Genomic DNA, 15790 nt, shown 5'->3' on the forward strand with positions numbered 1-15790 from the left:
GTCATCCCCTACTGTTGGGCCGCGGGGTGAAACATCACAGCACCGCAGAACGAACGGATAGGTATGGCCAACGCACTGGGACTGTCGATCGGCGCCACTCAACTGGTCGCGACACCCGACGACCCACAGAGCCAACCCGTCGTCCGGAGTTCGATTCTCACCCTCCACGAGGACGGTCCGCCCGAGGTGGGTGTCCCCAGTCATCCGGGGTTGACGCTCACCGGTTTCGTCGGCAGGGTCGGCGACCCCGTGGGGATCGTCGCGGCGGACGGATCGGTCCACCGGGCCGAATGGGCACTCACCGAGGCTATGCGTGTGCTGATCGCCGACGCCGCCGCCGGTGCCGACTTCACCGCGCCTCCCGTGCTGTCCGCCTCTATCCCCGCTCACTGGAGCCCTCAGACCGTCAGCACGCTCCGTGACGCGATCGACCGCGTTCCAGCCCTCGCTCCGGGCGGCAGGCAGCTGAAGCTGATCCCGGATGCGCGCGCCGCCCTGGAGTCACTAGCGGCAGGGCCGGGAGTGCCAGACCGCGGCGTTGTGGTGGTGTGCGATCTCGGCGGTTCAGGCAGCAGCATCACCCTCGCCGATGCGGCACGCGGATTCCAGCAGATCGGGCAGACCGTCCGATCTGTCGAGTTCTCCGGCCAGCAGGTCGACCAGATGCTGCTGACTCAGGTGCTTACCGACCTGAACCAGGACCCCGAGGGCACTACGTCGATGGGCGCACTGACGCGGCTGCGTGATCAGTGCCGTTTGGCCAAGGAGCGGCTCTCCGGCGAGACCGCGACCTCGGTGCCGGTGGAACTGCCCGGCATCACCACAGATGTCCGGCTCACTCGCGCCGAGCTTGAGGACCACCTACGTGGCCCGCTGTCCAACCTGATCAGCGCGATACAGGACACCGTGGAGCGCAACGGAATTCACCCGGCGAACATCGTCGCCGTCGCCTCGGTGGGCGGCGGTGCCAGCATTCCGCTTGTCACCCAACAGCTTTCCGAGCGGATGCGGGTACCCGTCATCACCGCCCCCCAGCCGCAGCTCGCGGCGGCGCGCGGAGTGGCCCTGCTTGCCACCCGGCCGGATCTGCCGCCTCAGGACGCCACAGCGATGCGGCCGGTTGAGCAACCGCAGAGCGATGCCACCATGATGCGCCCGGCACCAACCGGTACCGGAACCTTTGCCGCTCCGGTGGCGGCGGCCGCGAGTGACGAGCCGGAATTAGCGTGGTCTCAAGATGATTCGGCTCCCGATCTGTCACCGCTACAAGAAACGGGTTACCAGAGCCCGTACAGCACCGGATACGCCGTCGACCTCGACAACGAGTTCCATGGCCCCGCCGAGCCGACCACCGCGCGCCCCGAGCTTCAGTTTGGCCACGCACCGTATGAGGCCGATGACGATTACGACGACTACCCACCGCTGCCGTGGTATCGCCGACCGCTGGTGTGGTTCATCGCGGCGGCCGCCGTGGCCGGTATCGCCTTCACCGGAATGATGGTGTCGCTGACCAGCAGCGAATCGCCGGCCCCGGCCCCGACGACACCTAGTGTCAGCGTGGTGCCGAGCACGGGCGATGCTCCGTCCGAGCCGCCGCCACCTCCGTCGCCGGAACCCCCGCCGCCGCCACAGACACATACCGTTTCGCAGTCGGTCGCGCCACCACCACCGCCGCCGCCACCGCCACCGACGACCACCACAACGACAACGACACCCCCGACCACCACCACAACTACGACCACCACAACGACAACGACCACCACCACGACTACGACACCCCCGACCACCACCACTACCCCGCCGACGACAACTACGCCGCCGACCACGACGACGCAGCCCGTCTCCACATCCATATCGCGTCCGGCGATCACGATCCCGGGGTTGCCGCCGATCCCGATCGGTCCAGCCAACTGAACACCCCTCGCGACAACGGGCTCTCCGGGACATTCGATGGAATCGCCTCGGCGATAACGACTATCACCATGGCGCTGTCTGCGGGCGGTGCCGTGAAGGTCCTTATCACCGGGACGGCAGGTAGCGGCAAGACGTCCGTGTTGACCCGGGTTCGGGACGCGTTGAGCACCGCCGGCACACCTCCGGTAAACCATGTCCCCGAGACCGTGCCGAGCGGAAATGCCGGTCCGTTCGTCATCGACGACGCGGAGTCCTTGACCGATCGCCAGCTCGATACTCTGCGCGGAGTCGTGGAGAACGATCCGGCCGCGATCGTCGTGGTGGCGGCGTCACCTCGACGCAATCCCGCCCTTCGCGCCCTCTTCCAGACCTTGGAACGCGAATCCCCGTCAATCGCCCTTCACCCTGTCAACGCGGGCGATATCGCCCGGCTTTCACCTCGGTCATCTGTCCTTTCGGATGAAATCGCCTCCGCCACCGGCGGTGTGCCGGCCCTTGCGGCGGCGGCCATCGACCATCTCGGCGAGGTGGATCCGCTTGGGTCGGCGCTACGCGCGATCGATTCCCGCATCGACGAGCAGCTGCGTCGCCTCTCCCCGCTCGCCCAGGCCGCTGTGCTGCTGATGTCCTTGGACGCCGGCATCGGTGCCTCCGATATTGCTGTGGCGCTTGCCCTTTCCGATGCCGAAGACCTGCTCGACGAGGCGCTGGCGAGTGGACTGATTCCCAGCCCCGGTCAGATCGCTTTCGCGGCAAGGGTGCACGGCTGCGCCGCACGACTGCTCGGAGCGGCGCGGCACCTCGATCTTGAACGATCGCTACTGCGCACACAGCTCGACATCGGTTCGGTGTCCATCGATTTGGCCCTGGCCCTGGTCGCGCACGGACTGCGTGATCCGGAGATCGCCAGGCTGCTATCGGAATGGGCGGCAGCTGAATCCGATCCCCTCGGCGCGTCCGACCTGTACCAGGCCGCCCTGTCCGCAGGTGCCGAGCCGGGCCCGCTCAGAGTGCCACTGGCCGAATCCCTGGCTCGTTCGGGTGACCTGGCCGCTGCCGCCGCGCAGTTGGATGAGGTGCTCACCTCCACCGACCCGGGACATCGCGCCGCAGCCGTCCGCATCGCGGCCGCCATCGCATGCCACAACGGCGACTCCGGCCAGGCGGCGGCGTTGTACGACTGGCTGGGTTCCGATATGGACGGCCTGACAGCCCTGTCCGCGGCGCCGATTTTCGTCGGCACCGGCCAGCTGGCACGTGCGCGAAAATCCTTGGAAGACAACACAGGAGCTCCGCCGACAACATCCGCCACGGCCACACGGAATGCCGCACTGGGGGTCATCGCGTCCGTTGAGGGCCGTAGCCAGGAAGCACTGTCTCTGCTGGGGCAAGCGGTCACACAACAGCCATCCACATCGTCCTTCACCCCCGACAGCACCGTCGCTCTCGCGGCGTTGACCATGCTGCACGGTGGCGAGGTGGCACGGGCCCGCAGCATTCTCACCGACGCGGTCCGCACCGATCGGCCGCATGACGCGTTCGGTGTGCGGCACCGGCTGCTCGTGGCCTGGATCGCCATGCTGTCCGGCGATCTGACCGGTGCCACTCAGTGGCTACCCGGGACTGACGCGGAGCTCTCCCGCCGCGACAGGCTGTTCTCCGAGTCGTTGCGAACCGGCATCGCGCGGCGTCACGGGGATACCGGTCCGCTTCGTCAGCACTGGCAAGCCTCCATGGATGCCTTGTCTGCGTATTCGATCGACCTCTACACACTGCTGCCGGTCGGCGAACTGTGGGTGGCAGCTGCGCGGTTGCGCACCCTGGACGCCATGGCGCATCACGTCGACCGCGCCTTCTCTGTTTTGGCGCATCTCGGCGATCCGATCGCGTGGTCCGCGCCACTGCGGTGGGCTGGCGTGCATGCCGCGATCCTGACCAATTCACCGGAGAACCTCGCCCCACACGGGCAGGCGCTTGCTGCGGCCGCCGGGTCCAGCACCTATGCGCGCACCCTGGCAACGGCCGGGCGCACCTGGCTGCGCGTGCTCGCCAATCAGGTGGATGGGGCGGAGGTGGACAGCGCCGCACGGATGCTGGCAGATACCGGTCTGGGCTGGGATGCCACCCGGCTGGCCAGCCAGGCCGCGCTGCACGCGAACGACCCGAAGGTCGCTGCCGCGATGCTTGCACTGGCCCGTGATCTACGAGCGCCATCGGCTACGACCGACAGCCGCGACGGGACAATCCAGCCGTCCTCAGCCCCCGATTCCCCGGCGTCCGGGCTTGATCCTCTTCGCGCAAGCGGCTCGTCGATACGTCTTTCCGATCGCGAGCGTGAGGTCGCCGAGCTGCTCCTGCGAGGGCTTCCGTATCGCGATATCGGTGCGCAACTGTTCATTTCGGCTAAGACGGTCGAGCATCACGTGGCACGTATCAGGCGACGCCTCGGTGCCGAATCACGCTCTGACATGTTCTCGATGCTGCGCACGATCGTGAACTCGAACTGATCAAAGTTCAGCGTGTCGGGCGGGTTAGGTAAGCCTGAATAGGACTTTCGACTCCTTCAATGCGACGATGACCTGGCATCGGACATAAGTTACCGACGAGTAACATTACACTTGTTACTGACGAGTAACTTCTCGGGACCGGGAGGTCAGCACCACCGTGAGCACCGCGACGATCATTCTCGGAATTATCGGCGTTATCTACAGCCTGGCTGCATGGAGCTCGTTCGGTAGCGGCGTCGTCAAGATGCTCCGCGTCATCCTCTCCGGGCAGCCCGACGGCACCAGGTGGCGCCCGGTCCTCCCGCGCGTCAAGACGGTCATCGTCGAAGTCGTCGCGCATACGCGGATGAACAAGTTCCGCACCGTCGGCTGGGCCCACTGGCTGGTGATGGTCGGCTTCCTCGGCGGCTTCCTGCACTACTTCGAGTCCTACGGACAGACGTTCAATCCCGAGTTTCACTGGCCCTTCTTCGGCGCCTCCTTCGCCTGGGAGCTCTGGATCGAGTTCCTCGGCGTCGGCACCATCGTCGGTATCACCACCATGATCGTGATCCGGCAGCTCAACCACCCTCGCAAGCCCGAGCGGCTGTCGCGCTTCGGCGGCTCCAACTTCATCGCCGCGTACACGATCGAGATGGTCGTGCTCAGCGAGGGCCTCGGCATGCTGCTGGTGAAATCCAGCAAGATCGCGACCTACCACCACAGCAACCCGTACTCGGACCCGGTCAGCTCGCAGGTGGCCAAGCTGCTGCCGGAAAGCCCGCTGCTGGTGTCGGCGCTATCACTATCCGTGATGTTCTTCGGCGGGCTGTTCCTGCTGCTGGTCGGGCGCAACCTGGTATGGGGCGTGGCGTGGCACCGCTTCGCGGCGTTCTTCAACATCTATTTCAAGCGTGAGGCCGATGGTGGCGTCGCGCTGGGCGCGGCCAAGCCGATGATGTCCGGCGGCAAGGTGCTGGAAATGGAGAACGCCGATCCCGATGTCGACGCGTTCGGCGCGGGCAAGGTCGAGGACTTCAGCTGGAAGGACCTGCTGGACCTCACGACCTGTACCGAGTGCGGCCGCTGCCAGAGCCAGTGCCCCGCCTGGAACACCGGTAAGCCACTGTCCCCGAAGCTGCTGATCACCTCGCTGCGTGACCACACGTATGCCAAGGCGCCATACCTGCTGGCCGGTGGAGATGAAGCCAAGCTCGCGAAACTTTCCGAGGCCGAGATCGCAGAGGGCACGCGGCCGCTGGTGGGCGGCGAAGGTGCTGTTATCGACCACGAGGTGCTGTGGAGCTGCACCACCTGTGGTGCCTGCGTCGAGCAGTGCCCCGTCGATATCGAGCACGTCGACCACATCATCGATATGCGCCGCTACCAGGTGCTCATCGAATCGGAATTCCCCAGCGAGCTTGCGGGCCTGTTCAAGAACCTGGAGAACAAGGGCAACCCCTGGGGTCAGAACGCCAAGGACCGCCTCAACTGGATCGACGAAATCGACTTCGACGTCCCGGTATTCGGCCAGGACGTCGATAGCTTCGCCGATTACGAGTACCTGTTCTGGGTGGGCTGCGCGGGTGCCTACGAGGACCGCGCCAAGAAGACCACCAAGGCCGTCGCCGAGCTGCTGGCCCTCGCCGGGACGAAGTTCCTGGTGCTCGGCGCCGATGAGACCTGCACGGGTGATTCCGCCCGCCGCGCCGGTAACGAGTTCCTGTTCCAACAGCTGGCCATGCAGAACATCGAGCTGCTCAATTCGGTGTTCGAGGGTGTCGAGCAGAAGCAGCGCAAGATCGTGGTGACCTGCGCGCACTGCTTCAACGCGCTCGGCAATGAGTACCCGCAGGTCGGCGGCGACTACCAGGTGGTGCACCACACGCAGCTGTTGAACCGGCTGGTACGCGACAAGAAATTGGTCCCCGTTGCTCCAGTCTCACAAGATGTCACCTACCACGACCCGTGCTACCTGGGCCGCCACAACAAGGTGTACAGCGCACCGCGTGAGCTGATCGGCGCTTCCGGCGCCGCCTTGACCGAAATGCCAAGGCATGGAGAGCGTTCCATGTGCTGTGGTGCCGGCGGCGCCCGCATGTGGATGGAAGAGCAGCTCGGTAAACGCATCAACATCGATCGTGTTGACGAGGCCCTGGCCACCCCGGCTTCCAAGATTGCGACGGGCTGCCCGTTCTGCCGAGTGATGCTGACCGACGGTGTGACCGCGCGCGACGATTCCGGTGCCGTGGAGGTCGTGGACGTCGCACAGCTGCTGCTCGAATCCGTGGGCCGCACCGAGGAAGTTCGGAAGGCATTGCCCGCCAAGGGAACTGCTGCAGCTGCCGCGGCCGCATCCGCGGCAACCAAGGTCGCAGAACCCGAACCCGTTGCGGCCGAGGTGGAAACACCGGCGGAAGAGACCGTCGAGGCAGCCGCACCCGAAACCGGTACAGCTGACGCAAAACCCGTATCGGGCCTGGGGATGGCGACCGGGGCCAAACGTCCCGGAGCCAAGAAAGCCTCGGCTCCTGCCGCCAGCACAGCACCAGCCGCCGAGGCCCCCGCCGCACCGGTCAAGGGCCTGGGATTGGCCACCGGGGCCAAGCGTCCCGGAGCCAAGAAGGCGGCACCCGCTGCCGAGGCAACTACAGCGACACCCGCCACAGAGGCCGCACCCGCGGCACCCGCGCCACCTGTCAAGGGACTCGGCATGGCCACCGGAGCCAAACGCCCCGGAGCCAAGAAAGCAGCTCCGGCGGCACCTGCCGAATCGACCGCGGCAGCCGAGCCGACGTCCGAGGCTCCAGCCGCACCCGTGCCGCCCGTCAAGGGACTCGGCATGGCCACCGGAGCCAAACGCCCCGGAGCCAAGAAGGCAGCCCCGACAGCGCCCGCTGAATCGGCTCCCGCCGCGGCGCCCGAACCCGAGGCAGCGGCGCCGGCCGCTCCTGCGGCACCCGAACCACCGGCGACTCCGGAGCCACCGGTGACAGGCCTCGGCATTGCCGCGGGTGCCAGGCGTCCCGGAGCCAAGAAGGCAGCTCCTGCCGCGGCCGCTCCCGCCCCGGCTGCCGCTCCTGCTCCCGAACCTGAGCAGCCGGCTACTGCATCGGAAACCACCGAGCCCGCAGCCAAGGAAGAGGCGCCTGCTCCCGAACCCCAGCCGGAGCCGCCGGTCAAGGGACTTGGTGTGGCTCCAGGGGCACGCCGCCCAGGCCGTCGAAATTAGATATTGGCTGGACAGCTCTGCGACCATTGGGACCGTGAGTACCGATAACCTGCCGACGGGCGTGCCTTCGCGCGTACCCGGCATCTCGCCGAGACAGCAACAGCGGGTCTTTGCGCAGTCCACCAAGCTGCAAGACGTCCTGTACGAGATCAGGGGTCCGGTACACGCTCACGCCGCCCGGCTGGAGGCCGAGGGGCACCGCATCCTCAAGCTCAACATCGGCAACCCAGCACCGTTCGGTTTCGAAGCGCCCGATGTCATCATGCGCGACATCATCCAGGCCCTCCCGTACGCACAGGGGTACTCCGATTCCAAGGGCATCCTCCCCGCGCGGCGCGCAGTGGTCACCCGCTACGAGCTGGTCGACGGGTTCCCCTATCTGGATGTCGACGACGTCTTCCTGGGCAATGGAGTGTCCGAGCTCATCACCATGACCACCCAGGCGCTGCTGGACAACGGCGATCAGGTGCTCATCCCGGCACCCGACTACCCGCTGTGGACGGCCGCGACCTCACTCGCGGGCGGCACCGCGGTGCATTACATGTGCGACGAGACCAACGGCTGGATGCCGGATCTCGAGGATCTGGAATCCAAGATCACCGAACGCACCAAGGCTCTCGTCATCATCAACCCGAACAACCCAACCGGCGCGGTGTACACCCGCGAAATCCTCACCCGGATGGTCGATCTGGCACGCAAGCATCAGCTGCTGCTCTTGGCCGACGAGATCTACGACAAGATCCTCTACGACGATGCCGAGCACCTCAGCGTCGCATCACTGGCCCCGGATCTGTTGTGCTTCACCTTCAACGGCCTGTCCAAGGCATACCGGGTGGCGGGCTACCGGTCCGCGTGGCTGGCCATCACCGGTCCCAAGGACCACGCGGCCAGCCTGCTGGAGGGCGTCAACCTGCTGGCCAATATGCGCTTGTGTCCAAATGTGCCTGCCCAGCACGCGATTCAGGTGGCCCTCGGTGGGCATCAGAGCATCGACGACCTGGTGCTGCCCGGTGGCCGTCTCCTGGAACAGCGCGATGTGGCCTGGACGAAGCTCAATGAGATTCCCGGGGTCTCCTGCGTCAAGCCGAAGGGTGCGCTCTATGCATTCCCGCGGCTCGACCCCGAGGTGCACGAGATCCACGATGACGACCAGCTGGTGCTCGATCTGCTGTTGAACGAGAAGATCCTGCTGACGCAGGGCACGGGCTTCAATTGGCCTGAGCCCGATCATCTTCGGATCGTCACGTTGCCGTGGGCACGTGACCTCGCGGTCGCCATCGAGCGGTTGGGCAACTTCCTGGTGAGCTATCGCCAGTAGCGTCCCCGGCGCACTACGTCAGGCGTGCGTCAGCTCGTCCACACGCTTACCCAGGCAGAACACTCGCCATCTGGCATTTACCCATTTGGCGTTATCCAGGCAATTGCGGCCGTCCACAATCACTTTGGTGCGCACCACCTTGGCCAGCTCATCGGGATCGATATCGACGAACTCCTGCCATTCGGTCAGCAGCAGGACGGCATCGGCACGGTCAGCGGCCTCCAGCGCAGAGGTGGCGTAGTTCAACGTCGGGAAGAGCCGCCGGGAGTTCTCCAGCGCCTTCGGGTCGTAGACGTTGACCGCCGCACCGTTGAGCTGCAGGAGGCCCGCAACATTCAGCGCTGGAGAGTCGCGGACGTCATCGGACTCCGGCTTGAACGCCGCACCCAGCACCGCGATATTGGCGCCGAGCAGCGATCCGCCGCACGCCTTGGTGGCGAGCTCCACCATCCGGGTGCGCCGCCGCATGTTGATGCTGTCGACCTCGCGCAGGAAGGTCAGGGCGTGGCTGGCGCCCAGCTCGCCGGCGCGCGCCATGAATGCCCGAATGTCCTTGGGCAGGCATCCCCCGCCGAAACCCAAGCCTGCGTTGAGAAATCGGCGACCGATGCGCGGGTCGTGCCCGAGCGCGTCGGCCAGCGTGGTCACGTCGGCGCCCACCGCCTCGCATACCTCGGAGATGGCGTTGATGAACGAGATCTTGGTGGCCAGGAAGGCATTGGCCGAAACCTTCACCAGTTCGGCGGTTTCCAGGTCTGTGACGATGAACGGGACTTCCTCGTCGAGGATCGGCCCGTACAGCTCGCGGACAAGCTTCTCGGCGCGATCGGAATCCCGCTGCACGCCCAGCACGATGCGGTCCGGGTGCAGGGTGTCCTTGACGGCGTAGCCCTCGCGGAGAAACTCCGGGTTCCAAGCGATCTCGACGTCCACGCCTTCGGCCGCGAATCCGTCTGCCCGCTGGCTTAATTCGCGCGCGGTGCCGACAGGGACCGTCGACTTACCGATGATGACCGCCGTCCGGGTCAGCAGCGGGACCAGGGTGTCGATCACCGAGTGGACGTGGCTCAGATCCGCCCCGTATTCACCCTTCTTCTGGGGCGTACCGACACCCAGGAAGTGCACATCGGCGAATTCGGCGGCCTCGGCGTAGCTCGTGGTGAAGCGCAGCCGACCGGCTGCGATGTTGCTCTGCAGTATCTTTCGCAGACCCGGCTCGTAGAAGGGGATGTCGCCGCCCGAGAGTTTGGCGACCTTGCCCGGGTCGATGTCAATGCCAAGCACCTCGTGGCCAAGCTCGGCCATGCAGGCGGCATGGGTGGCTCCGAGGTACCCGGTTCCAAAAACGGTGCATCTCATACTGTCTATATAGGCCTACAGGGTTAGCAACCTGGATACGCCGCACCATCGGTGTCCTAACGCCGGATGTACGGCGAAAAGCACAGTGAATTCAGGATTTAGCGGATATTAACGCCCGCCAAACGGCCAGGGGAATCCCGAGTTCGATCCACCACTGGATCCGCTGCCGGAACCGCCCCCGTGCGAGCCACCACTATCGCCCCAACCGCCCCGTGACCCGCCGCTATCGCCCCGGCCGCCCCGCGAGGAACCGCTGTCGGAACCACCACGAGAACCGCTGTCAGAGCCGCCGCGGGAGGACCCGCTGTCTCCCCAGCCCCCGCGGCTGCTGCCGGAGTCGTTGTCACCCCAGCCACCACGACCGGAGCTGCTGTCGGAGCCTCCGCGCGAGCCGCCGCGGGAGCCTCCCGAGGAACCGTTATCGGAATCGCCGCCCCCGATGGGTGGCAGGCCAGGAATCGAAATGATGGGTGGCTGCTGCGTCTGTGTCGGCGGGGTCCACGTCTGAGTGGGAGGCGACCACGTCGGGGTGTAGGTGGGCGGTGCGTAGGTCGGCCGGGTGCGCGGCGGCGGCCACCACGGATTCTCCTGGCGCCTCGGCTGTTCCCAGACCGGCGGGAACAACGGAATCGGCACCGGCACGATGGCGGGCGGCGGTGCGACCGGCACGGGCTCCTCCGGGGCTGGTGCCGCCGGCGGTGGTGGTGGCGCCTCCGGCGCGGGCGCGGGTGCCTGCGGAGCGGGCTGGACGGGGGCGGCGGGCTTGACTGCCGCAGGCGCGGGGTTGTGTTGCGGAGCCGGCGCCACCACCTGCTGTACGGGGGCGGGTGCGGGCACCTCGACGGGTGCCGGTGGGGGTTGCTTGGGCGCCTCGGGCGGTAGGGCGTTCTGCACCGGGTTCTGGACGACGGCTCGGTCCGGCGAGGACGGTCCCTGGTCCACCGTGGAGCGCACCGTCACCGTCAACGAGACGGCAAGCGCTATCGAGCAGATGCCGAAAACCAGCAGCAGCGGCGCACCGACCAGCAGGAACGGTTTACGCTCGGCCGGTTGGTCATCGAAGTCCTCGAGTTCGCGCAGCTCGGTCTTCGCGTCCCCGAACCCACCGGCACTTTCGGTGACCACTGTGCTTGCTCCGGGGTGCACAAAGCCCGACCCCGTCGGCCCCTCCAGCGAGTAGGCCTGTCCCAAAAGCGCGGTACTGGCCTCGAAATCCGGTTCCTGTGCCGACGCCAGCGCGGCGCCGCGGGCCAAGGCCAGTTCGGGCTGGTCCGGGGAGTTCACCGGAAGGGAGATCGCTTCTCCCAACGGATCGGTGAGATCGGAGACGTCGGTGCCCAGGCCCAGCAAGAACACCCCGTCGGGTGCGTTCTCGTGGCCCTTGAGCGGATTCACCAGGCTTGCCAGGACCCCGGGGGTGACCCCGGCGATGAGCGGCTCGCTGGCCAGACCGACGATCGATCCATCGGCGGAGTCGACCACGGCGAGGGTCGCGTTCTCCGGTTCGATGACCAGCAGCGCCGACTTCTCGTATCCGGTGACATTGCTGGCGGCCTTGGCGAGTGCACCTCCGGCATGCAGTGCGGAGAAGAACTCGACACCGTCGATCCCGCGGCTGGCCAGGGAGTCACGTAGCGCGGCGGCCTCGGCGTGATCGCTCCACACCACACCGGTGGAGATCAGCTGATGCCCCCCGTCGATCATGCCGTCGCGGGTGCCCACTATCGCGGAAAGCACCTGGTCGCTGGCGCTACCTTCGCCCTCGGAGACGATGATGGTGTCGGTGTCGACGATTCTGCCGTCTGCACCCGCGCCCTCGACGAGCACCAGCCGGGCAGTCGTCGGTGTCATCGAGACACCAAGTACGACGTCCACGTCAGATCCTCCGCTACCAATCGACCGTCACACGATCAACGCGTCAGGGCCACCAAAAAGTTCAAATTGCCGCCGATTGTGTATCGGCCATGCCGGCTGACGCGTTACCCCGGCTAGGGGTTGATGAAGTTCTGGTAGGAGCGCGACGGGGTCGGACCGCGCTGCCCCTGGTACTTCGACCCTACCCCCGCACTGCCGTACGGATGTTCGGCCGGAGACGTCAGGCGCAGCAGACAGAGTTGCCCGATTTTCATGCCCGGCCACAGCGTGATCGGCAGGTTGGCGACGTTCGAAAGCTCCAGGGTGATGTGTCCGGAGAAACCGGGGTCGATGAATCCCGCGGTGGAGTGGGTCAGCAGGCCCAGACGTCCCAGCGAGGACTTTCCTTCCAGCCTTCCCGCGAGGTCATCGGGTAGCGAGCAGATCTCCAGCGTGGATCCGAGCACGAATTCGCCGGGATGCAGCACGAACGACTCCCCCTCGCCCGGCTCGACCAGACTGGTCAGCTCGTCCTGGCGTTCTTTGGGGTCGATATGCGTGTAACGGGTGTTGTTGAACACCCGGAACAGGCTGTCGAGTCGCACGTCGATGCTCGACGGCTGGATGAGGGTGGCGTCGAACGGGTCGATGCCGAGGCGTCCGGCGTCAAGCTCGGCACGGATATCGCGATCGGATAGCAGCACCCGGCGAGCGTACCGATGAGCCGCTTGTGCGAAGCGGCTCGGGCCGGGTGGCGTCGAGCGGGACCGATGCCCGCCGCGACTATCCCTTGATGGCGATGACTGCGCCCGGTCGTAGCCAGCCGATCAGTCGGACAAGTGCGGCGTCATCGAGCGTCACGCAACCGCCGGAAGGTCCGCCGTCAGATGCATGCACAAAGAACGCCGATCCGCCGCCGGGTTTGTGCGACTTGTTGACGCCCATGACGATCGCGCGCGAGTAGCCGTCGAGCTCCTCGCTCAGCGATGTGTCGAATGTGCAGGTGGATTCCGCACACCGCTGGTGGGTGTTGTAGCCGGCACTGGCCGGATCGCCATCCCACCAATCGTCGGCGTCGACGTGCAGGTAGTCCAGGCTGCGGGCCACCGACGGTTCGGTGCCAAAGGCGTAGTCAAGGCTGAACACACCCGTGGGGGTCGCCGGGCTGTCATCGCTCGCGGTATCCGCGAACCCGGCCGCCCCGATATCGGAGGGGATCTCCTGCTCGACGGGTTCCCAGGTGTCACCCGCACGCTGCCAGATGCCGATAACCGCCTTGGTGCCACCTGTCCCTTGGACCGACACCACTTGCGCTGCGGTACCGACGGACTGTGCGAACCACGGCGGTGGCGTGGCCTGCGCCGCAGCGGCCGGAACCACCGCGGCTGGCTGTACCCCTGGGCCGGTCCCGCATGCCGCGGCCAGCAGCACAACGCTCAACGGCAGCAGGCGGATTGCGGACACCCAACCATGGTGATGGCTCAACCTGGAAAACGCCTGTTAGTAACTAACCTTTAACGGCAATAACCGCTCCCGGCCGCAGCCAGCCGATCAACTGGACCAGGGTGGCGTCGTCGAGAGATACGCAGCCCGCGGTCGCGCCGCCGTCGGTGGTGTGGACGAAGAAGGCCGAGCCGCCGCCGGGGACTCTGTCCTTGTTCACACCCATGACGATGGCGTGCTTGTACTGCGGGATCGGGAGGTTCTCGCTCTGCGAGGTGTTGAACGGGCACTCGGCCTTGGCGCACTGCTGATGCGTGTTGTAGGTGGGGCTGTTGCTATCCCCGTCCCACCAGTCGTTCGGTCCGACCTGGACGTAGCGCAGCCCGCTCGGGGGCGGCGGTGCAGTACCAAAGGCCCAGTCCAGCGAGTAGACGCCGTTGGGGGTCGCCGATGCCCCTTCGCGTGCCTTGTCGATGAATCCGGCCGAGCCCACATGCGCAGGGATTCCCGTGGACACGGCCTTCCATTCGTTGCCGCTGCGCTGGAACACGTCGATCTTGGCCTTGGAGCCGCCGGCGCCGTTGACCGCGACCACCTGCGTCGCGTTGCCGACGGACTGGGCGAACCAGGGCACGAAGGGTTCCGCGGAGGCGGGGGGTGCGACAAGCACGGTGGCCAGAGCAAGGAGGGCGGCGCATGGCAGCGTCAGAAGACGGAACACGACTCCATCCTGGCCGATGTTGTTCTCCAGCCCGTCAAGGTTGGGACACGGTTACGCCACAGACCGATCGGTATACTTCGGCGATGGACGCTGAGCTCGAAGAATGGAAAGCCGCCGGGCATTACTTCGACTATTTGGGTTTCGACATCTTCTATCGCGTCGAGGGCAGCGGACCTCCCCTGCTACTCGTTCACGGCTATCCCTTCAACTCATGGGATTGGGCCCTCATCTGGCCGAAGCTGGTGGAGCGGTTCACCGTCATCGCCCCAGACATGATCGGAATGGGCTTCTCCGACAAGCCCGTTCAGTACGGATACTCGGTTCTCGATCACGCCGATATGCATGAGGCGCTGCTGTCCTATCTGGGCATCGAAAGGGTGCACCTGCTCACCCATGACCTGGGGAACTCGGTGGGCCAGGAATTGTTGGCGCGCTTCGAATTCGAGGAACAGTCGCGGGGTCGGGTGCCTATTGATTCGGTGACATGGCTCAACGGCGGCCTTTTCATCGAGGCCTATCGCCCCCGGATCGTACAGACGTTGATGTCACGAACACCGTTGGGCGACTTGACAAGCAGATTCCAGGGCACGCCGCTGTCGCGCCGCATTCTGGATGCCGCCGTCAGCGAGATGTTCGGCCCCGACACCAAACCGTCGTCACGGCTGCTATCTCTCTTTCAGCAGGTGCTGGAGTACAACGACGGCGCGCGCGTCACGCATCAGGTGGGCCGGTTCATCACCGACCGGTACACCAACCGGAGCCGATGGGTGCGTGCCATGCGCGAAACCGGCGTACCGATGCGGCTGATCGACGGGCCCATCGACCCGAACTCCGGACGGCATATGGCCGAGCGCTATCTCGAGGTCATTCACGACCCCGACGTGGTGCTACTTGACGACAACATCGGCCATTGGCCGCAGATCGAGGCGCCCGAGGCGGTGCTGACGCACTTCTTCGAACACATCGACCGGGTGACTACTTAGGCGGTGCCAGCGGGGCCGTGTCCAGGTAGGACGAGAAGGTCGCGTAATTGCAGCTGGCTTCACCGGTACCGGTCGTGCTCTGGCAGACCACCTTGTCGTTCAGATAGATGCGGACCGTGACGGCCGCATCCGGTGTCGGGCCGGAACGCCAGTCGGCCTTGACCTCCGCGTGGTTGGGCTTCTTGGCGCCACGGGACAGATCGCCGACGGTCGCGTCCACCTTCCACGGCAGAGTGACATTGTCGGTCGCCTGCAATTCGGTGCCATCGTAGTACTGGACATTGGCGGTGGTCGCCGTCGACGAGACGATCTCGTAGGTCACCGTCTTGTCGTCCGCGTGTGCCGATGCCGGGAAGCTGAGCGCCCAGGCTGAGGCCACGGCGGACGCGGCGAGTAGTTGACGGACGGTCATGGAACACCTCGTGATGTCAGTTCGGGTTACAGATCGTTAGGCAGGTTACAGCGATTTCTGGGCGCCAG

Annotated in this window: 11 protein-coding genes; 5 read left to right on the top strand and 6 right to left on the bottom strand. The window is 65.8% G+C overall.

Features of this window, described 5'->3' with window-relative positions; genetic code table 11:
* Positions 1-63 precede the first annotated feature (63 nt).
* From AB0H22_RS06310 to AB0H22_RS06325, 4 genes are all read left to right on the top strand, one after another.
* Positions 64-1914, top strand: coding sequence for an Hsp70 family protein (locus AB0H22_RS06310; protein ID WP_358145519.1), 1851 nt, complete (start codon positions 64-66; stop codon positions 1912-1914).
* A 68-nt stretch (positions 1915-1982) separates the two neighbouring features.
* Positions 1983-4421 carry an isoniazid response ATPase/transcriptional regulator IniR gene (gene iniR / locus AB0H22_RS06315; RefSeq protein ID WP_358145521.1) on the top strand — a complete coding sequence of 813 codons (2439 nt, stop codon included), beginning with the start codon at positions 1983-1985 and terminating at the stop codon, positions 4419-4421.
* A 157-nt stretch (positions 4422-4578) separates the two neighbouring features.
* Entirely contained in the window at positions 4579-7632 is a 3054-nt protein-coding gene (locus tag AB0H22_RS06320; RefSeq protein WP_358145523.1) for a (Fe-S)-binding protein, read from the top strand.
* A 7-nt stretch (positions 7633-7639) separates the two neighbouring features.
* Positions 7640-8950, top strand: coding sequence for a pyridoxal phosphate-dependent aminotransferase (locus AB0H22_RS06325; protein ID WP_358146105.1), 1311 nt, complete (start codon positions 7640-7642; stop codon positions 8948-8950).
* Between the two features lie 18 nt (positions 8951-8968).
* On the opposite strand, the gene AB0H22_RS06330 is transcribed toward AB0H22_RS06325, so the two are convergent.
* The 5 genes from AB0H22_RS06330 to AB0H22_RS06350 form a co-directional block, all read right to left on the bottom strand.
* Positions 8969-10309 carry a UDP-glucose/GDP-mannose dehydrogenase family protein gene (locus tag AB0H22_RS06330; protein WP_358145525.1) on the bottom strand — a complete coding sequence of 447 codons (1341 nt, stop codon included), beginning with the start codon at positions 10307-10309 and terminating at the stop codon, positions 8969-8971.
* A 108-nt stretch (positions 10310-10417) separates the two neighbouring features.
* On the bottom strand, positions 10418-12184 hold the full coding sequence (locus tag AB0H22_RS06335; RefSeq protein WP_358145527.1) for a hypothetical protein: 1767 nt from the start codon (positions 12182-12184) through the stop codon (positions 10418-10420).
* 113 nt (positions 12185-12297) lie between these two features.
* Positions 12298-12867 (bottom strand): dCTP deaminase, encoded by a 570-nt coding sequence (gene dcd, locus AB0H22_RS06340; RefSeq protein WP_180749160.1) that lies wholly within the window; start codon positions 12865-12867, stop codon positions 12298-12300.
* 79 nt (positions 12868-12946) lie between these two features.
* A complete protein-coding gene (locus tag AB0H22_RS06345) occupies positions 12947-13627 on the bottom strand; it encodes a L,D-transpeptidase family protein (protein WP_180749161.1) in 681 nt (226 codons plus the stop codon).
* Positions 13628-13670: 43 nt separating this feature from the next.
* Positions 13671-14285: a L,D-transpeptidase family protein gene (locus AB0H22_RS06350; RefSeq protein ID WP_358146107.1), complete on the bottom strand. Its 615-nt coding sequence runs from the start codon at positions 14283-14285 to the stop codon at positions 13671-13673.
* A 125-nt stretch (positions 14286-14410) separates the two neighbouring features.
* On the opposite strand from AB0H22_RS06350, the gene AB0H22_RS06355 reads away from it, so the two are divergent.
* Positions 14411-15310, top strand: coding sequence for an alpha/beta hydrolase (locus AB0H22_RS06355; RefSeq protein WP_180749163.1), 900 nt, complete (start codon positions 14411-14413; stop codon positions 15308-15310).
* On the opposite strand, the gene AB0H22_RS06360 is transcribed toward AB0H22_RS06355, so the two are convergent.
* A complete protein-coding gene (locus AB0H22_RS06360) occupies positions 15303-15722 on the bottom strand; it encodes an MmpS family transport accessory protein (RefSeq protein ID WP_358145530.1) in 420 nt (139 codons plus the stop codon). The genes AB0H22_RS06355 and AB0H22_RS06360 overlap by 8 nt on opposite strands.
* Positions 15723-15790 lie beyond the last annotated feature (68 nt).

This window comes from Mycobacterium sp. NPDC050853 (assembly GCF_040653875.1).
GTDB lineage: Bacteria > Actinomycetota > Actinomycetes > Mycobacteriales > Mycobacteriaceae > Mycobacterium.